At 34.6% G+C, this 16,609-nt stretch carries 23 protein-coding genes and 1 pseudogene; 2 read left to right on the top strand and 22 right to left on the bottom strand.

What is annotated here, in order from left to right:
- Nucleotides 1-13: 13 nt before the first annotated feature.
- From AC1Q8M_RS09250 to AC1Q8M_RS09180, 15 genes are all read right to left on the bottom strand, one after another.
- Nucleotides 14-364, bottom strand: a complete 351-nt coding sequence (locus AC1Q8M_RS09250) for a hypothetical protein (RefSeq protein ID WP_000159510.1) — start codon at nt 362-364, stop codon at nt 14-16.
- A gap of 61 nt (nt 365-425) precedes the next feature.
- The gene (locus AC1Q8M_RS09245) at nt 426-995 is read right to left on the bottom strand and encodes a hypothetical protein (protein WP_001145608.1); all 570 of its coding nucleotides are present in this window, start codon (nt 993-995) and stop codon (nt 426-428) included.
- Nucleotide 996: 1 nt separating this feature from the next.
- The gene (locus AC1Q8M_RS09240; RefSeq protein WP_001111193.1) at nt 997-1,407 is read right to left on the bottom strand and encodes a hypothetical protein; all 411 of its coding nucleotides are present in this window, start codon (nt 1,405-1,407) and stop codon (nt 997-999) included.
- A complete protein-coding gene (locus AC1Q8M_RS09235) occupies nt 1,397-1,777 on the bottom strand; it encodes a hypothetical protein (protein ID WP_016512759.1) in 381 nt (126 codons plus the stop codon). Before AC1Q8M_RS09235 ends, AC1Q8M_RS09240 begins: the two co-directional genes overlap by 11 nt.
- Entirely contained in the window at nt 1,764-2,120 is a 357-nt protein-coding gene (locus AC1Q8M_RS09230; RefSeq protein WP_000963758.1) for a hypothetical protein, read from the bottom strand. Before AC1Q8M_RS09230 ends, AC1Q8M_RS09235 begins: the two co-directional genes overlap by 14 nt.
- Complete coding sequence (locus tag AC1Q8M_RS09225) at nt 2,110-2,433, bottom strand: hypothetical protein (protein ID WP_001282872.1); 324 nt, start codon at nt 2,431-2,433, stop codon at nt 2,110-2,112. The genes AC1Q8M_RS09230 and AC1Q8M_RS09225 overlap by 11 nt, the downstream gene beginning before the upstream one ends.
- A gap of 13 nt (nt 2,434-2,446) precedes the next feature.
- Complete coding sequence (locus AC1Q8M_RS09220) at nt 2,447-3,571, bottom strand: phage major capsid protein (RefSeq protein ID WP_000588590.1); 1,125 nt, start codon at nt 3,569-3,571, stop codon at nt 2,447-2,449.
- A 13-nt stretch (nt 3,572-3,584) separates the two neighbouring features.
- Complete coding sequence (locus tag AC1Q8M_RS09215; RefSeq protein WP_003272656.1) at nt 3,585-4,217, bottom strand: head maturation protease, ClpP-related; 633 nt, start codon at nt 4,215-4,217, stop codon at nt 3,585-3,587.
- A gap of 16 nt (nt 4,218-4,233) precedes the next feature.
- Nucleotides 4,234-5,478: a phage portal protein gene (locus tag AC1Q8M_RS09210; RefSeq protein ID WP_063547400.1), complete on the bottom strand. Its 1,245-nt coding sequence runs from the start codon at nt 5,476-5,478 to the stop codon at nt 4,234-4,236.
- Nucleotides 5,479-5,494: 16 nt separating this feature from the next.
- On the bottom strand, nt 5,495-7,162 hold the full coding sequence (locus AC1Q8M_RS09205) for a terminase TerL endonuclease subunit (protein ID WP_000983374.1): 1,668 nt from the start codon (nt 7,160-7,162) through the stop codon (nt 5,495-5,497).
- Nucleotides 7,146-7,643 (bottom strand): P27 family phage terminase small subunit, encoded by a 498-nt coding sequence (locus tag AC1Q8M_RS09200; protein ID WP_097846712.1) that lies wholly within the window; start codon nt 7,641-7,643, stop codon nt 7,146-7,148. The genes AC1Q8M_RS09205 and AC1Q8M_RS09200 overlap by 17 nt, the downstream gene beginning before the upstream one ends.
- 309 nt (nt 7,644-7,952) lie before the next feature.
- Nucleotides 7,953-8,219 carry a hypothetical protein gene (locus tag AC1Q8M_RS09195; RefSeq protein ID WP_098251434.1) on the bottom strand — a complete coding sequence of 89 codons (267 nt, stop codon included), beginning with the start codon at nt 8,217-8,219 and terminating at the stop codon, nt 7,953-7,955.
- Between the two features lie 73 nt (nt 8,220-8,292).
- Nucleotides 8,293-8,619, bottom strand: coding sequence for an HNH endonuclease signature motif containing protein (locus AC1Q8M_RS09190; protein WP_098683954.1), 327 nt, complete (start codon nt 8,617-8,619; stop codon nt 8,293-8,295).
- A gap of 25 nt (nt 8,620-8,644) precedes the next feature.
- Entirely contained in the window at nt 8,645-9,136 is a 492-nt protein-coding gene (locus AC1Q8M_RS09185; protein WP_098251429.1) for a hypothetical protein, read from the bottom strand.
- Between the two features lie 349 nt (nt 9,137-9,485).
- Nucleotides 9,486-10,325, bottom strand: coding sequence for a hypothetical protein (locus tag AC1Q8M_RS09180; RefSeq protein WP_255263024.1), 840 nt, complete (start codon nt 10,323-10,325; stop codon nt 9,486-9,488).
- A 644-nt stretch (nt 10,326-10,969) separates the two neighbouring features.
- Between AC1Q8M_RS09180 and AC1Q8M_RS09175 the strand changes: the two genes are divergently transcribed.
- Nucleotides 10,970-11,170 (top strand): cold-shock protein, encoded by a 201-nt coding sequence (locus tag AC1Q8M_RS09175; RefSeq protein WP_000434816.1) that lies wholly within the window; start codon nt 10,970-10,972, stop codon nt 11,168-11,170.
- Between the two features lie 246 nt (nt 11,171-11,416).
- Here the strand turns inward: AC1Q8M_RS09175 and AC1Q8M_RS09170 are convergent, their stop codons facing one another.
- The 7 genes from AC1Q8M_RS09170 to AC1Q8M_RS09140 all read right to left on the bottom strand — a co-directional run bounded on the left by AC1Q8M_RS09170 (nt 11,417) and on the right by AC1Q8M_RS09140 (nt 15,602).
- A complete protein-coding gene (locus AC1Q8M_RS09170) occupies nt 11,417-12,136 on the bottom strand; it encodes an MOSC domain-containing protein (protein WP_000583372.1) in 720 nt (239 codons plus the stop codon).
- A gap of 253 nt (nt 12,137-12,389) precedes the next feature.
- Complete coding sequence (gene mle / locus AC1Q8M_RS09165; protein WP_000136604.1) at nt 12,390-13,244, bottom strand: alpha/beta fold macrolide esterase; 855 nt, start codon at nt 13,242-13,244, stop codon at nt 12,390-12,392.
- 527 nt (nt 13,245-13,771) lie between these two features.
- A complete protein-coding gene (locus AC1Q8M_RS09160; RefSeq protein ID WP_001012152.1) occupies nt 13,772-14,314 on the bottom strand; it encodes a site-specific integrase in 543 nt (180 codons plus the stop codon).
- Nucleotides 14,314-14,796, bottom strand: a complete 483-nt coding sequence (locus AC1Q8M_RS09155) for an ArpU family phage packaging/lysis transcriptional regulator (protein ID WP_098361619.1) — start codon at nt 14,794-14,796, stop codon at nt 14,314-14,316. Before AC1Q8M_RS09155 ends, AC1Q8M_RS09160 begins: the two co-directional genes overlap by 1 nt.
- Before the next feature lie 27 nt (nt 14,797-14,823).
- Nucleotides 14,824-15,000 carry a hypothetical protein gene (locus tag AC1Q8M_RS09150; protein ID WP_098361618.1) on the bottom strand — a complete coding sequence of 59 codons (177 nt, stop codon included), beginning with the start codon at nt 14,998-15,000 and terminating at the stop codon, nt 14,824-14,826.
- A gap of 116 nt (nt 15,001-15,116) precedes the next feature.
- Nucleotides 15,117-15,314 (bottom strand): hypothetical protein, encoded by a 198-nt coding sequence (locus tag AC1Q8M_RS09145; RefSeq protein ID WP_098361617.1) that lies wholly within the window; start codon nt 15,312-15,314, stop codon nt 15,117-15,119.
- 162 nt (nt 15,315-15,476) lie between these two features.
- The gene (locus AC1Q8M_RS09140) at nt 15,477-15,602 is read right to left on the bottom strand and encodes a hypothetical protein (protein WP_255263023.1); all 126 of its coding nucleotides are present in this window, start codon (nt 15,600-15,602) and stop codon (nt 15,477-15,479) included.
- 914 nt (nt 15,603-16,516) lie between these two features.
- Here AC1Q8M_RS09140 and AC1Q8M_RS09135 point away from each other — a divergent pair.
- Nucleotides 16,517-16,609 (top strand): annotated as a pseudogene (locus AC1Q8M_RS09135) (collagen-like protein); the annotation flags it as partial.

Raw genomic sequence — 16,609 nt, 5'->3', positions numbered from 1 at the left:
AATTTAGGAAGTTTTAAGCCTTTTTTCCGGCTTTTTGTTGAAAACCTTTTGCCATGTTGTTTTTAGCTTCTTTTTTCATAACTGCACCGAAATAATCGAACGCCTCTGACATATCAACTTCATATACTTCCATGAATGCTTCAAATTCCATATATCCAGTAGGATTTGCTTGACGATAAGCCGCATAAACAATACGGAACGTATCTAATAAATCAATGTTCTGAATTCCGCCAGCGTTTAATAAAGTACTTAAAAATCCTTTATCGATAATGCCTTCTTTTTCTAATTTGAATAATGTTAAAGCTGTTAAGTTAGGATTCGCCTTCACTACTTCACCATTTGATAACGTAATTTCTTTTGTCATGTAATTTCTCTCCCTATAATCAAAATTAAAAGGCACTCATAAAGAGCACCTTTGATAGAATTTATTTTGTTTGTGCTGTTTTTCGTAATTTAGCCGAATCAAATTTTGTCATCCATTCTTTTGCAACTGTTTCCGGTAGTTCGATACCTTCATAATAGAAACGACCGAATTCGTCAGATAACGCTGTTACTTCTAATTCTACTTCGGCTAGTTCTTCAGCACCGTTTTCTACACTCTTAACAAAACCTGTTGCACTTGTACAATTAGGGAATGCGATTAAACGTGTGTTTTCTTCGAATATGTCAAGCTCTTCCGCAACGAACGCAAAATCTTTTCCTAAGCTGTCGATACCATATGAGTAAACGCCATCGATCAACCCTTCGTTTGTAATACCAAAAATGTTACGAATAACCTTTAATTGCATGTGACCGCTAATTTTTACATTCATTTGTGTTGGTTTTGATTTTTTCTTTTGAGTAAAGCCGCCGCATTTCTTTTCAACTGATTTAATTTCTGTTTCTGCATCTAATTTACCTACACAACCGAATGGGTCAGTTACATGTTCACCTTTAAAAAGTACACTAGCATTTTTAATCTCGACCGCATCAAATACATCAACTGTAACTGGCATATTATTGCCCTCCTAAAGTTTTATTTATTTCTTCTATTAAAGATTTATTTAATTCCTCAATAGAGTAATCGACCTTTTTATCCACACCACGCTCCATGAACTTTTTGGCCGCCTTTTTCTTACTTGTACCTAATCCCAAATCAGGGAAAACTAAATATCTATATTTCGATTTTGGTTTTAATGTTAATGTTAAATTCTCTTTGTTATCGTCATTAATAGATTGATATAGTTTAGCGTGGGCTTTCTTTCTATTCGATATAGGCATTAAGCCAAGAACTGACTTTTTCATTACTGGTGCAATTCTAGACTTTAAATCTTCATTTATTATCTTTTCCGCAACGTTTGGTAATCGCTCAATGTTTCTTTGCAAAGATTCAAATTTAGAAGCATCAACACTAAAATTAGCAGGCATATTTTACATTCCTTGTAAGCTCGAATGTTAATACATCAACAAAAAACTCTGTATCTTTCTTCCTCATTTTTTCTTTGAGCGATTTATTACATGTGTGGCCAGTTTTACTTAGTGAACTCATAAACTCAACTTGCAATACATCTAAGTCCTCACGATTTTCCGAAAAATAATAAACTGTTACATCTTGTGTAAATGCGCTTGCCCCCGCTCTAACAAACCCACCTGTTTCAAATACAACATGGTTGATTGTGGATAGATTCGCTTCATCCTCCTGAACTGAGTCCTGGTATACTTCTACAGTGTGGAAGAAAGACTCTAAATGCTGGACTAGTTTACTATTAAACTTTTCAATTAAATCATTCAGTGTCATCTAGACCACCTACCTTTTGCAAGTATAAATACATGCTATTTTTAAAACGATCCGCTTTAATGATGCTATAAGAATGTCCTCGTAATTCAATTATTAGGCTGTCCACATCCTTATTCTTGAACATAGGAGCGTATAACGTTTCAATTTTCATATCTAACTTTTTATCAATACTTTCAGCGAATTGAATATCAACTTCACGGCACGAAAGTTCCGAAAACCTAAGTCTGATAATCTCGACATTTTCACGTCCGATTACTTTTTTAGCGCTATTCCGGATCGTTTTACTTTCCTTAACGCTAATAAATCCATCATTAAATGTTTTTCTATGTTGTTCAATTGCCATTATTCTTCTTCCTTTCATCGATTGCGACATGTAATATCAATCGTGAAAGTGGTTGTCTGAAGTTACTTTCAAAACTGTCTAACGCATTGTTATATTCATAACGAATACGGTTAATAACTAGCTCTCTTGCGGATAAATTGACGGCTAGATCAAGTTCAGCGCCTACTAAATCATTGATAAAATAAACGGAACGATCTATAAGCTTTATGATGTCCTTGTCTTCTTCATCCCAAGTGATTGCTAGTGCATGTTTTACATCTTCTAACAAATCAAAAGGCGACTGTAACGTCGCCTGTGATTGATTGTCACTCATAAAGGATCACTCCCTATTTAGTAGGTGCTGGAGTAGTCACCGCTGTACCTGGGTCTTTCATTTCAGAAATATCATAAACTAAGAATGATTCATTTTCTTCAGCACGACCATTAGCGTACATTTTAGCGATGTATAAATCTTCGTCTTCGATAGCGCGTGTTTGATCGTAAACATCTAAACGTTGTGCTCCACCTAATCCAAGGAAGTAATCTTTTGCCATACCAGCGATTAATTTACCTTTAGGAACAGCATTTGATTTAACGATTTTACCTGGAATCGGAAGAACGTTATAAGTGTAAGTTCCATCCATGTTAGGTCGTGTAGTATAACCATAAATTTTAGACCAGTAGTCTACAGGGTTAACGATTAGTAACACATTAGATGGATTACGTTTACCATCTTTAGTAAGTAGAGCCATGATATTACCTAAAGTGTAAGGATTAAGGTCTTTTAACTTACCAGTATCGGCTTTATCAGCATGTACGCCCCCTGTAACAGTTAATAAATCTTTCATCATGCCTACAGGTTGATCTTTACCAGTACCACGAACGATAGCTAATTCTAAAGCGATTTTTAAAGATTCAACTAATACAGTTCGAACGTAGCGATCTAACCAAGTCGGGCCAAGGTCTAACATTGCTTTACATACAGGCATAAATGCTGATAATTTGTATTCCTCAATTTTAATCGTTTCGAAACCTTCATCTAAAAGTTCTTTGTGAGCCGCGCACAATTTACCCCAGAAGGCAGTTTGGATATCACCTTTTTTCAGAATCCATTCAGTTAAAGCACCGACGTTAACAAATGTAATTTCAGATAATAATTCATGATTTTGAACTAAGTCTTCAAATACTCGTTCGATAACAGTTGGTGGTACTAATGCTTCAGTACCAGCAAAAGAGTTACCTGCAATTACTTCATTGTAGTATTTCGTTTCTTGACTAGTTAAAGCACGTCCACCACGAGCAGCTAAGATAGCTTGATCGCTAGATTGTACTGATGCTTGTGCTAAAATTTTTTCTTGAATACCTTGAGCGAATGCAACTAACGCATCATTCACCTCTTCATCTGAACCAGATGCTAAAACCTTACTTAAATTTTGTTGATTTTCAAATTTCGTTTCTAAGTCTTTAATCATTGTAAATTACCTCCTACAGTTTAATAGATTTTAATAGTGAAACCATAAAGTTAGCTGATTTTTCAGCGTTTTGAGTACGTTTATCACCTTCGTTTTCGATAGATGCGATGATGGGTTGTTCTTCAACTTCATTTGTAATTACAGATTCACTGTCCACACTTGATTGTATTGAATCAGTGATTACGTCACAGAAACCGAATGACTTAGCTTTTTCAGCGGTCATATAAGTTTCGTTGTCTAGAAGTGTTTCTAGTTGGAAAAACTCACCGTTAAAACGGCTGTTATAAGATTGAATTAACGCTTCGTCAACGTCACGTAGCATTTTAGCTTGCTTCTCTAATGAGTCAGCATTACCGAATGCATATGTCGATGCACGATGTACCATCATAGTGGTATTAGAAGGCATTTCGATTTTATTAGCACCCATCGCAATTAATGAAGCGGCTGAAGCGGCTATACCATCAATAACGGCAGTTACATTAGAAGGGTGATTTTTTAAGTAGTTGCAAATTGCAATCCCTTCAAACGCATCGCCACCATTTGAATTGATGTGAATTTCAATGTCATTTGTAACACCATCTAACATTTCTCTTACACCTTGGGAAGAAATGTCACCGAAAGGAGCTTTACCAACATTCCCATACATATAAATGACTGATTTACTATTGTCCTGTTGATTGTTGTCCATCATTAGGAACTTCGGTTGAATCTTTTCCATTTCCAATATCTTCACCCCCGTTCATAGTTCCGCTTATCCTTGCTCTCTCATAGTTCTTAGTAACATAACGTTCATTAGCCCAATCTTCTTTTATTTGTTCTTTTCCTAAACGTTCTAATACATCGTTTATGCTCATGCCACCGACTGCAAATAGCTTGTCAACGGAATTAGCAAACTTAGTAAGGTCGAACAATTTGAAGTTGTCCATGTTGAATCTAATGTATGTTTTACTTAAATATTGCTCTCTAGAGAACATCTTCTTGTTATATTCGTTAGTAATCATTTCCCCTATTGGTCTTACTGCGAATATGATAAAGTTATCTAAATCGCCAGTAGGATTACCGGTAGTTGAAATGCCACCTTCACTTATTCCACTTAGTAATGAAGGAGGAATGTGGAAGGCAGTTGCCACGAAATCTAACATATCTTTTGCAAGGTTTTTGATGTCCCTCGTATCTAAATTACGTGGGTCCTTGCTTTGATCTTCCATTTGTACGTTGTCAGGTAAGAACATGATTGCTGCTAACTTTTCAGGATTCATATAATCTTTTGCTTTCTCTTCAAAAAGTTCTTGCGAAGCTTTTCCGTTTTCATCAGTTAACGAATTCATGAAACGGCCTCTGAACAAATAACGTATTCTTCCATTGCCTTTGTAATCTGACATCGCTTTAGCTAGTAATAGTCCATATGAACTATATAAACTATTAATCACGTTGTTTATTGACTCTACAGAAAGGCTCAAGTATAGAACATCTTGTTCTCTAAATTCCTTCGTTAAAAGCTGATTGTTAATCGAAACACTTTTATAAACATACTCATTAAAACCATTCGTAGTTTCACGATGAAACGATTCAGCTATCCACAGTTCCTCACCTATAGGTAAAATTAACGCTTCCTTTTCGTAAATTAACTGATGGACAACCTTATACCAAAACTCATGGGCATTTTCATTCTTATTTGGTGCCACATTTAATTGGTAGTAGTTCAAACTTCTTTTTAACTTGCCACTTCTATATGTTTCAAAATCACAAGCTACTAAACTACGAGCAATTAAATCGATAGCAGCGTTAACATACAATTTCTTGTAAGCAATTTCAGCTTTAAGTGTCATCACACTACAATCAACATCCGGGACTGTTCCATTATCACTTTTTCCTAAAAAGGTTTTAAAAACATTACGAATTCCCATTTTTTCACCCCCTTTCTCAGAATGACCATACTTGCATATCGTTTAAATCGACTGCATAGTCTTCAAGATCACCGTCGAAATTGAGCGCATGTGTGAACGCAAAAAACCCGTCAGTTTTTCTTTTGACAGGGTCGATTTTTTTATATTCTTTTGAGCCATTTCCTAGTTCGTCCACATAAACATTCCCGCAATACCAACGCATAACAGGATCGTCGTGGAAAACAATATTATGATTTATGAATAGATGTTGGATTAATGGGTCTAACATAGCATGAATGTACTGCCCGCGCCTTACTATCTCAACTCTTTCGTTAAAACCAGCTTCTTCTAATAAAGGTTTCAAGATTACTGAACGGAATTTATCAATCGCGATACGCTTAATGTCGTATGTTTTCGATTTTTCTAAAAACCAATTGATAACACGTTTGGGCTCGATTTCTTTATCATAGACGATGGTGAAGAGTCCTTTTTCCACACCTATATCTATAATATCTTGATTAATATCCTGCATTTTCAATGCCTGATGCCATATAAAGGTATGGTGAATCCAATAACGCTTCCCTTGCCGTTTGAATAGCAAACCGACGCTGCAGAAATCGCGTAATTCTGCGTAATCTACACCACCAATACATTCATATTTGTGTAAATCATCAGGTAAAGGTTGATCTGTTGCAAGAAGATCCTCATAAGTAGCGATTTTATGTTGAAATAGCTGCTTCGGAATGTTCATCCGTTTTGTCATGAATTCAACATGCATAGGAATGTTGGTTTGACAATCGGCCCATTCTTCTTTCATCGTTTCGAATAATTCCATATTATCTCGAATAGAAGGATTGGCTTTTTCCCAGTTTGCAATATCTTCGACTTCTTCTTCGGAGTCTAATTTGCAGATGAAGGGGAATAACTTACTCCTTTCAACTTCGCCACTTAGAATCATTCGAGCCTTCTCTTTCATATCATCCAAAACGCCACCACGGACATATCCATCCGTTGTTAAATAGAAAGTTCGTCCATCTTTAACTTTACCCAAGGCTGAACGGAATACTTTAATCGACTTATAATCTTCATATTCATGAATTTCATCGAACCAAACTGATCCAGGACGTCGTCCATCTTTCGTTCTAGCATTAGAAGTATTGAATTTCATGTGAGATTTGTTTGTTTTATGTTTAATTAGTACCTTTGTAGCACTAAATGATTTCTTTAAAACCTTATTTGCAGGATTTTCTATTACTTCCTTCACGTCATCGAATGTAGTTTTTGCTTGTTCTTCAGATGTCGCGATCCATTCAATGTGATATCTATCTATACCAAACTGTTTAGATAGCATATAGAAGTTTAAATATCCGGCATATCCGTTTTTACCACCGCCACGTCCCATCAGTATTAATATTTGATTCCAAACAAGACGGTTGGTGTCCTTATAACGAACGCCGAACACACAAGCGTTAACAAAACGTTGCCATGCGAATAATTCGAATGGAAAATATTTAGCTGGGATATTAACACTATCCTCAATAGCTTGAACATCAACATAAACATTTGGATCATCTAAAGTTTTTCGAACTAAGGTCATTAATTGTTTTTGTTCATTACAAGAACGGATAGATCCGCTTTCCACAGCATGCATGTACTCACTAATGAAAGGATGATATTTATAAGGAAGATTAGACTTCTGCATCATCTTCATCATCCTCACTTACCGCCTTAAGTCCTAACTCATTAAGAATCTTTAACATTTGCGTGTTAGTTTTATTCAACTCGTTAATGCTATCGTTTTTTTTCATAAATCCATTAGCACCTAGTACAGATACACCGCGATCTTTTACATCAGCTATCAATCTGTTTTTTATATCCCAAAATGACATATAATCTTCTACTAAATCCATAAAATGAGCGTGTATGATACCGTTCGTGCCGAGTTGTTCATATAAATCATCTCTTATTTTATTTCTAAGCGTTTTTTCTCTGTTTTTTTGAAGTTTTGCAACCTTTTCCGAAACATTTTTTAGACCTTTTTCATTTATCATGTCTTCCCAATAACGGCTGCGCCATGATTTAACAGTGCTAACAGATACGCCATATTTATCCGCGATATCCTTGTATTTAACACCTTCTAAGAAATCTTTGAACGCTAATTTATATTTACTTTGTTTTCCGCTCACAATATCACCACCCCGCTTTTTCATTGGATTTTTTCGAAGATTAATTTTAAAAATGACACTTGTAAAGACGAGAATAATCATGTATAGTTTTACTTAGAAGGAAACAGTGGCGACGGTCCACTGATTACAAATACATATCGAAAATTTTAATCATCCCAGAGAAGGGATGGTATTTTTTTTGCTTTTTTTTCTATTCCCACGCGCGTAACGCGAAAATAAAAAGAGAAATCCCCCCTCGCGTTGCTCGGTCCCCCAGCAAAATTGTTTCTATATTTTGACCGGGGGGTGTCTCAGGAAATTTGTCTCAAGTTATTTAATAGCTAAACCAAAGAATAGCTCAGCATATTCAATAACAATGTGAGCTTCTGTTAAAGACATGTTTAGATAATGTTCCAGCCAATGTTCACGTAGACTTTTTTTTACAGTTTCAAGTGTAGTCTTCTCACATGCTCTTGGATTACCTATGTGACGTATCTGTTTGTATGTTGTGTAGATATCCTTTTGGAATCGTTTATATATAGCAGCATGTAGTTTGCTGTAATCAGAATCGTCAGCATCAGTAATATTCTTAATCATTTCTAGGTCATACGTGTTGCCTTGGATAATTATACTTACCGCTTGACCACTACAATAACGAATAGCCATACACTTACCACCTCTCTTCATCTACTATCGTGCAGCGCTTCTTCACTATGTTCTTCTCTTTGTTATGTTCTTTGTTATGGCATTGAATGCATAGCGTTTCTAGGTTACTTAGAACATAAGCTAAGTCTGGTCTGTCACGTAACTCCTTGATGTGATGGACGTTACGACCTTTGCTATATTTACCTTTGCGCTTGCACTCCTGACATTCGCTATTGTCTCTCTCGATCGCTAATATTCTTATGTGCTTACGCCAATATGGATGTTTATAGAACTTAATGATATTATCTTGCTCATATAGTTTATTAATCTCTTGTATCGTTAGAGGTTGCATGAACTATTCTCACCCCTTATCTATATCAAGAAGTTGCATATGCTTTCGCTCTCTTAATCATCGTTTCGTGAAATTGTTTAGCCAACTTTTCCGCATCATCTTCACGAGGTTTTTTCAATAACTCTTCAATACCTTTTGTTAATAAGTACTGTTCCATTTCCTTTGGCAAAACAAAATCAGAAGGAATTCTGTTCTTCGTAACAACATCGATTAGAAATTCGTCCACTACATCATTTTCTTCAAGACTAATATTTCCTAACATCAAATTAATTTCATATCGTTTATCTTCTATTAAATGTGCGAGTTGTTGAAGTTCTTTGTAAACCTCTTTCTTTTTATTATTAATAATGGTTTGTTCAATCGTTCCTAATTTCTCTTCTTTCTTTTCTAATGGCGCAAATTTCATTGGCATTGTTGGACCTCCACATCTAACGCACTTTAAACCGTCAATATGTTTAGTAACAACAACAGTTCTACAATTCTTATCCATACATTCAAGCATCTCTTTAAATTTCATCATTCATCCTCCTCAAAATAAAAAGCACCCGAATGGATGCTTTTCTCTCAATTACTAATTTATGATTCAATTACGGTACATGAAGTTTTATTCTTTTTCCAATCACCTAATGATGTTACAATCATCTGCTCTAACATTATCAAGTGACTGGAAGAAGAGCAAAAGCTCTCCTTATTAACGGTAACATTCAATCAGTACCTTCTGCTGGTTTCGGATTTTATGTGCCGTCATTACGAACCGTTTAGAAATTAAAAAACAACATAGTGAGTTGTGTTTTCCGCCACTTCTCACAATACAAATATATCACGTTAATTCCAAAACAACCGGCACTTTTACTGCCAAAAAGCGGTCACGACTCTGCCACTTTTTTAATCGGTAATTTACTTTTATCAAAAACTTTTAAAACTGGAGCTGCCTTAAGTATTTGAAAAAGTTTCAGTACATCGTTTTTACTTATTGAATCATAATTATGAAAACCATGAGCGATTGTATTTCTATTTAATTTAGAATTTGTATATTTGGTGTCAAACAGTTTTCTATACACTCGAATAACTGACAAAGAAAAGACTTTAAACATCGGATCTTCTTCTACATTTTTATAATTTCTAGGATGAACATTTGAACGTAAGCCCTTTACATACTTTGTTTGTCTAATACTTTTCTTGTCTTCATTTATAGTTCCTTTATACCAAGATGTCATTACATATTCAAATGTCGCAAATAGCGGAAAAGTGCACAATTTATATAGTCCGGCTTTATATGCTTCATAAGCTTCATTAATAAGAGTAGTATGAAACTTATACAAAGATTCATTATTGATTTCCGATATGTACTTCCCAAGGTTTTCCTCAATATATTTTGGAGCTTCTTTAAACTTCAATTCCTTATCTTCTATAAGAGCAAATAGCTCCATATCTACGCACCAAAAATCTTTTTCATACTCTTTTAAAATCCCCTCTATATTCCTCGCATCATCTTCTAATTCTTGATTTATTGTTTCCCAATCAATGCTATTCATTAAACCTGCAATATGCTGGTTCATCTCTGAAAAAACGTACATGTTTTCTACAAAGCTATCCTGTATGTCTATAACAGGTTGCTGTATCGCACTTATAAGCTCCATGGTACTTTGCTGTATATCTTGTATATTTTTGATAATCTGGGCTTTATTTTGTGCCCCTTTTCTCACTTCTTCTTGCAACCTTTCTTTTATCTTATTCCTTTCATATTCTTCATTTCTTCTCCTCATTGCTTACACCCCTTTCTTTATTTAATATTCTATCATTTAAATCCACTTACCCATATCTTATATTGTGTGTAACTGACCCCTTCGCCAAATCCCTTGATATCATTGATTTCGTTCCACTTTCTCTTTTGAGTTACACAGTACAAGATTTATGAGTAACTGTATAGGGATACCACCAGCATTTTGCAAAATAACCTAAGCTATGCGGAAAAATAAAATAAGCTGCCCATATGGACAGCTTATTTACATAATTATCGTTATCAAAAGTAACATTTAACTCGAAAATAGCTAATTTTATCAGTTGTTGAATGTTTGAAAAAAATCAAACCAATGATATTGTTGAGATCCTTTGGCAATTTCTTGCTGTGATGACTATCATAGTGACTTTTTCTCCAGCAACAACTATTAGTAGCTAATTACCATAAGGACTTATTTTTGAAATTTGCTATTTTTTAGAAAGTGTGTTAATTTAAGAAAGACCTATTTTTGTTTGGCTTGAGATTAAGAATAAATTTTGTTTTTCGTCTAAGGTATTTGAGCAAGGGTAGTAACATATGTGTGGGTATCCACACTAGGAGGCAACAATTATGGAACAAGGTAAAGTAAAATGGTTTAATGCAGACAAAGGTTTTGGATTCATCGAGCGTGAAGGTGGAGAAGACGTATTCGTACATTTCTCAGCTATCCAAATCGACGGTTTCAAATCTTTAGACGAAGGACAAAGTGTAACGTTTGAAGTAGAAAAAGGACAACGTGGCCTACAAGCTACTAATGTTCAAAAAGCTTAATATTAGCTGATGAAAGACCCTCTTGTAGGGTCTTTTTTTATTTTGTTACAATATTCCGAATACAACTTTTTCAAGGGGATTTTGGGTGCTTAACTTTTAATAAAAAAGAAGATGTTAAAAATCATAGTTTTAACATTATGGGCTTTTTCTTTTAGTTATCTTGCAATTAGGGGTCTCGCCACATGCCCATCAAGCTAAGATTTTTAATTCCCCCCAAACGAAAATTTTAAGCATCGTTATCGGAAGTTATTCTAATACGATAGAATCTCCAACATTCACTTTTCCTGGTTTTATAACTGATGCATAGACTCCAAAATGATTATTTCTTTTTTGTACAACAGTTTTTAAGAGAGTTTTTTCCAATGTTAATGTGTTAGGATCAATAGTAATAATCATGCAGCGTTCACAGTGTCTTACTATTTTTAGTTCTACTTCTCCTATACGTATACATTTTCCAAACCATGTATCTTCTGCAAAAGGAATATTTTCATATAATGAGAATATCAAGTTTGGACGAAATCTTCTATGGTTCACATCTTGTCCCCACATCGTGCTCATTTCTTGTAATGACGTATCAGTCACAATTAATATATGTTCTTCTTCAATTGCACCTAGAGGTACTTGCTGGGGTGAGTATTGTATATCTTTAATTTTACGATCTGATTTTTGTTCTAATTCTGTAAGTAACTCTTGATCTCCCCACTTGTATATTTTTCCTTCAGGAGAAACGATTTTGATTGGTGGATATGTATCCAAAGATTCTTCTCCTATAAAACTCGCCGTATAACCAATCATTTCAGGAAGTTGTGTTGCGGTTAAATACTTTCCTGGTCTTGTTTCATCTAAAAAAGCATGGCTTCTATCTCCATATAAACCATAGGATGCAATGTAAGTTTGTTGAACATTTTCTCCGCGAAATGATTTTATTGGATGTCTTACAATTTCTTTTAGTTCTCCAATTATCATATCCCTACTCCTTTTTTATCTAATTTTATACTTTAATTATATAATCAATTGGAAGTAGTTACCTTATGAATATCGTATACATGCTTGGTTAACATAACGTCTCATTATAGGAAGGAAATATCAATCACTGAGCATTAATATTTTTTAACTGAGTAACAGTTCCAAAACTGATTTTTAATAGAAAAAAAGGGTTACAGATTCGATTGTAACCCTTTTTCCAAATCTTTTTTGTTTTATACGGTTCCTATAATGATTATAGGACTGAAGTATGATTCGAAATAGCGTTGATTATATGATTCCAATCGTCACAGTGAATCTCGTGACCCGATCCTTCTAGGGTTAGTAACAAAGCATGGGGAATTTCATCAACAAGAGCAAGACCATGCTCGTATGGAAGCACTATATCCTCTGTACCATGGATAACCAAAGTAGGTATATTGATTCCTTTTAACTTCCCTTCATAAGAATCATCACCTTTAAGAAGGGAGTGATTAAACATACTGAGTAGGTTATTTGCTCGTTTTATTTCTTTTTCTACCTGCTTATAAACCCTCTTCTCATCGAATTTATGATTTGAACCACAGAGTAAAGCTGATCCTGCAACCAAGTAATTTGCAACAGATTCTTCATCTGACCAATTTAGTTTGGCCGCATTAGCATGGTAAGCTAGTATCTTCTCATCGATCGGAGGTAAATTCCTGTTGTTTTCTTCAGAACCAAAAATACCTGATGCAATCAAAGTTATACTTAGAACTCTCTGAGGGTTCCTTAAGGCTACAATTTGAGCAATCATTCCACCCAATGACATTCCAACAATATGTGCTTCGTCAATATGATATGCATCGAGTACTCCAATCGCATCATCAGCCATATCTACCACAGTATAGTGGGAACTCCCCGGTTTATAAGTAGTTGACCGTCCGACATCTCTATTATCATAACGAATAACATATCGGCCGGTATCAGCTAATTGTTGACAAAATTCCTCATCCCAATAAACCATTGAACACATGGCTCCCATAATCAGTAAGACTGCTGGATCTGCTGAATCGCCAAAGCTCTCTGTACATATATCAATTTCATTAATTTTAATAATCTTTTCAGTCATGATTAACTCCTCATTTCATTCGTATTTAGTTAATAAAAAAGACACAATCAAATAAACCCACATATTTTGAAAAAAAATAGTTAGGCATAACGACTTGTGTTTAAAATTAACGTAAACGAATGAACTTGATAATCATGTTAAACACTCTCCTATAAAAAGGGAATAAGGGTAAAACCCTTATTTTGATTATAACATAGCTCTATCAGTAGTAATATAGGTTCACTTTTTCTTATTTTATAATTTAAAAAATAATTCTTATTGTATGAATCTGCACTCTTAGTTGAAGAAAAAACGATGTATACAATATCCAAACCTAATTAACATAACGTCTCATTATCGACAGAAAGGAACCTTCTATTTTGTTCTATGGATCTATGCATTTTTTATACATTCCTATCCTAGCGCGATTTTAGGGTTATTGTTTGTTACTGGATTAGCCAAAAAACTGTATAAAACCTTGCATACTTTTAACGTGTTTTTTCAAAAATACTACGATACCCCTAGATTTTAAAAAAAATAAACAATGATTAGATTTTAAACCTAGTCATTGCTTTATCCATTGCATCTTGGTTTACACCTATATAACGTAACGTGACCTTCTCTGACGAGTGATTGAATATCTCCATGAGTAATGCTATGTTTTTTGTTTGCATGTACATATGGTACCCGTACGTCTTTCTTAGGGTATGCGTTCCGATTTCATCTAATCCAAACTCTGCCGCTGCTCCGCTTAATATCTTATATGCCATGCTACGACCAATTGGACGATTCTTACCTTGTCTGCTTTGCAATAAATACTCATTATCTTCTCTTTCTTCAATAAACCATTTAAGTTCTCTTTTCAGTGCTGCAGTAATTTGTATTCGTTTCTGTTTCCCTGTTTTCTTTTCCCGCATAGATATATGACTACCTTTGACATCTCCTACCTTCAATTTCAAAATGTCCGAGATTCTCAGGCCTGTATTGATTCCCATAATGAAGAGAATGTAATTACGTAAGCACTTTTCTTTAAAATACTCTTTAAGCTGCTGTATTTGCTCTGGATCACGTATTGGCTGAACAAAATTCATTATTCATTACCTCCAGTTTCTTCTGTCTCGTAAACTTCTAATCCAAGCGCAAAAGCAAGTTTATAAAATGCCTTACACTTCCAACGTCGATAAGTGCGCTCCGACATTCCTATTTCGTTATAAACCATGTAATCACATACGTCCTCTTCTTCTAAATACCGTTTATAAATAATGTCCCTTTGAATACTTCCAGCACGTCCGTTTCCTAATCGATTCAAAAACTGATCAATACGTACTGACATTCTTTCAAGCCACTCTTCTCGTTTACTTTGTTGAATATTTGCTATAGCAACATCTTCTAACGGCTTACCAACTGCATGTGTAGGACCATGTTCACGTATTTCATAAGAAGGAGTGACTTTCATTTCTTTACGCATCATCCCAAATTGTCTATGTATACGTACGCTTTCCAACACACCTTCTAATTCCTCTTGTGTCGCTGTTCTATCAATTTTTGGTAAGAAAGATAATTGTTTAGTCATGTAAGACCACTCCTTTTTATCTTTAGATTACTTTTGTCTTATTGCTCCACGTCTTCGTTCATAACAAGATCTATGCATCCCCATTAAACCCTCAATTTCACGAGTACTAAATTTCTCTTTTGGTTTTTTCTTATTTTTCTTCTTTTTCTTTCCTTGCTTGGATTTCTTTTTCCATCCACGCAACTGATCCTTTAACGCCTTCATTTCCCCATCCCCCTTTTCAAAATAAAAAGGACACCTATTCCTAAAACAGCTTTAATTGCTGCTTTAATGAATTGGTGTCCTCTAGTTTTCTAGCCGGACTATATTCGAATGTTATTTTAAATATCCCAATAGTCATTATTAACATCATTAGTATATTTGCTGATTTCCTTCTCTTTCCCACACTTTTCACATTTATAATAACTAACTATCCCCATCTTACCAGTTTTAAAATCTTCATTGTCATGACTTTTAATACGTTTATATCTATGTATACATTTAGGTTCTTTTAATTTATCAAACCAATTTCCTAACATAAATTAATCCCTTTCCTCCCGAAAATATTCTTTTTATTCCCATCCCCTTAAGCATACCTTAGAAAAGATTCCCAATCAATGAAACGTGGTAGCTTGTTTTTCTATAAACAAAAGGATTATTTTATTAAGAATTGATGATTTCTTTAATTCTATTAAGCTTGTCTAAGTTGTTATCGTTTGGCATATCCCCAATTTGACCACATTATCACTTAATACATCAGCTAATTCATGAGCACTATTCATATCATGTGTATGAAATCCAAGTTCTTTACCATTAGAAAGTTCCATAAACACTCCTTGCGATGAGTTAGTTCCAAATGTCCCAATCCGAACTCTGCATCAAAAGCATTTATCTTTATCTATATGGCATGTACATGCACTACTCATTTCCCTCTACCCCCTGAATAAAATTCAATATTCCGTCCATACTATAAATGCACTTGAGTTCTGAACTTCCTTCTTAACGTTTTTCTGGAGAGCAGTTAGCTTTTGCTAGCTGCTCTTATTTTCTGTAATTGGTTTCATTTACCTGATGTTTTCAACTTAATATTACGTTACGATATAAAAGGATAAAATATATTTGGCTGTTATATCATTACCCTAGGGAACTAGGGTTTTTTTACACAAAATGAAATTTTTATTTAATTTATAAAATAAAACTGCTTGTCCACTTCACCCCATTCACCATCGTATATTATCTAACTACTATGATCGTATAATTCTTCTTACATTTTCCATTCACTTCGATACATTCTTTAATTCCCCTTAACAATCTTTATACTTCCATATAATTACATTCCAACTTCATGATTTGCTTTTTGCAACCTTTACCTCCTATGGCGAGCAATCATAGAAGGTAAAGGTATGAATGAAGAAAATATTGTTTTACATGGAGTTGCTGTTGAATCAATTTTAATCGATTCAACTCTCCTATCTATTCTTCGTCATTCACTTTACCAACAGAAGCAACAGGGGCAACAGGTTCAACGATATTGATTTAGGAAGCGGACTCCCTTATATATTAAAAGCTTTTTGAAGTGAACCCATGTTCCTTATATATTATGGAATGGGTTTATATTTGTGACATAAGGGCTTATTTTTTTATTTATTTTAATTTTCAAGGGCCTTTTTCTTATACTTGTTTGTTAACCAATTCATAAGTTGTAGTGTGTAAGTGGGTGAATGATAAGGATGGTGTAAAAATGAGTGAATTTAAAAAGAAATTTCATATTCCATGTGAGTGTTTTCTCCCCCCTGTACCCCCACCTCAAGTTGGACCAACCGGGCCGACTGGA

Source organism: Bacillus sp. GW823-FHT06A10 (assembly GCF_058795375.1).
Note: the sequence above shows the minus strand (reverse complement) of the source record. Positions and strands in the feature narration are given on the sequence as shown.

Bases quoted from the DNA above. Each gene is read 5' to 3' on its own strand.
- AC1Q8M_RS09250 (WP_000159510.1), bottom strand. From the start codon at position 364: ATGACAAAAGAAATTACGTTATCAAATGGTGAAGTAGTGAAGGCGAAT.
- AC1Q8M_RS09245 (WP_001145608.1), bottom strand. From the start codon at position 995: ATGCCAGTTACAGTTGATGTATTTGATGCGGTCGAGATTAAAAATGCT.
- AC1Q8M_RS09240 (WP_001111193.1), bottom strand. From the start codon at position 1,407: ATGCCTGCTAATTTTAGTGTTGATGCTTCTAAATTTGAATCTTTGCAA.
- AC1Q8M_RS09235 (WP_016512759.1), bottom strand. From the start codon at position 1,777: ATGACACTGAATGATTTAATTGAAAAGTTTAATAGTAAACTAGTCCAG.
- AC1Q8M_RS09230 (WP_000963758.1), bottom strand. From the start codon at position 2,120: ATGGCAATTGAACAACATAGAAAAACATTTAATGATGGATTTATTAGC.
- AC1Q8M_RS09225 (WP_001282872.1), bottom strand. From the start codon at position 2,433: ATGAGTGACAATCAATCACAGGCGACGTTACAGTCGCCTTTTGATTTG.
- AC1Q8M_RS09220 (WP_000588590.1), bottom strand. From the start codon at position 3,571: ATGATTAAAGACTTAGAAACGAAATTTGAAAATCAACAAAATTTAAGT.
- AC1Q8M_RS09215 (WP_003272656.1), bottom strand. From the start codon at position 4,217: ATGTATGGGAATGTTGGTAAAGCTCCTTTCGGTGACATTTCTTCCCAA.
- AC1Q8M_RS09210 (WP_063547400.1), bottom strand. From the start codon at position 5,478: ATGGGAATTCGTAATGTTTTTAAAACCTTTTTAGGAAAAAGTGATAAT.
- AC1Q8M_RS09205 (WP_000983374.1), bottom strand. From the start codon at position 7,162: ATGATGCAGAAGTCTAATCTTCCTTATAAATATCATCCTTTCATTAGT.
- AC1Q8M_RS09195 (WP_098251434.1), bottom strand. From the start codon at position 8,219: ATGATTAAGAATATTACTGATGCTGACGATTCTGATTACAGCAAACTA.
- AC1Q8M_RS09190 (WP_098683954.1), bottom strand. From the start codon at position 8,619: ATGCAACCTCTAACGATACAAGAGATTAATAAACTATATGAGCAAGAT.
- AC1Q8M_RS09185 (WP_098251429.1), bottom strand. From the start codon at position 9,136: ATGAAATTTAAAGAGATGCTTGAATGTATGGATAAGAATTGTAGAACT.
- AC1Q8M_RS09175 (WP_000434816.1), top strand. From the start codon at position 10,970: ATGGAACAAGGTAAAGTAAAATGGTTTAATGCAGACAAAGGTTTTGGA.
- AC1Q8M_RS09170 (WP_000583372.1), bottom strand. From the start codon at position 12,136: ATGATAATTGGAGAACTAAAAGAAATTGTAAGACATCCAATAAAATCA.
- mle (WP_000136604.1), bottom strand. From the start codon at position 13,244: ATGACTGAAAAGATTATTAAAATTAATGAAATTGATATATGTACAGAG.
- AC1Q8M_RS09160 (WP_001012152.1), bottom strand. From the start codon at position 14,314: ATGAATTTTGTTCAGCCAATACGTGATCCAGAGCAAATACAGCAGCTT.
- AC1Q8M_RS09155 (WP_098361619.1), bottom strand. From the start codon at position 14,796: ATGACTAAACAATTATCTTTCTTACCAAAAATTGATAGAACAGCGACA.
- AC1Q8M_RS09150 (WP_098361618.1), bottom strand. From the start codon at position 15,000: ATGAAGGCGTTAAAGGATCAGTTGCGTGGATGGAAAAAGAAATCCAAG.
- AC1Q8M_RS09145 (WP_098361617.1), bottom strand. From the start codon at position 15,314: ATGTTAGGAAATTGGTTTGATAAATTAAAAGAACCTAAATGTATACAT.
- AC1Q8M_RS09140 (WP_255263023.1), bottom strand. From the start codon at position 15,602: ATGGAACTTTCTAATGGTAAAGAACTTGGATTTCATACACATGATATG.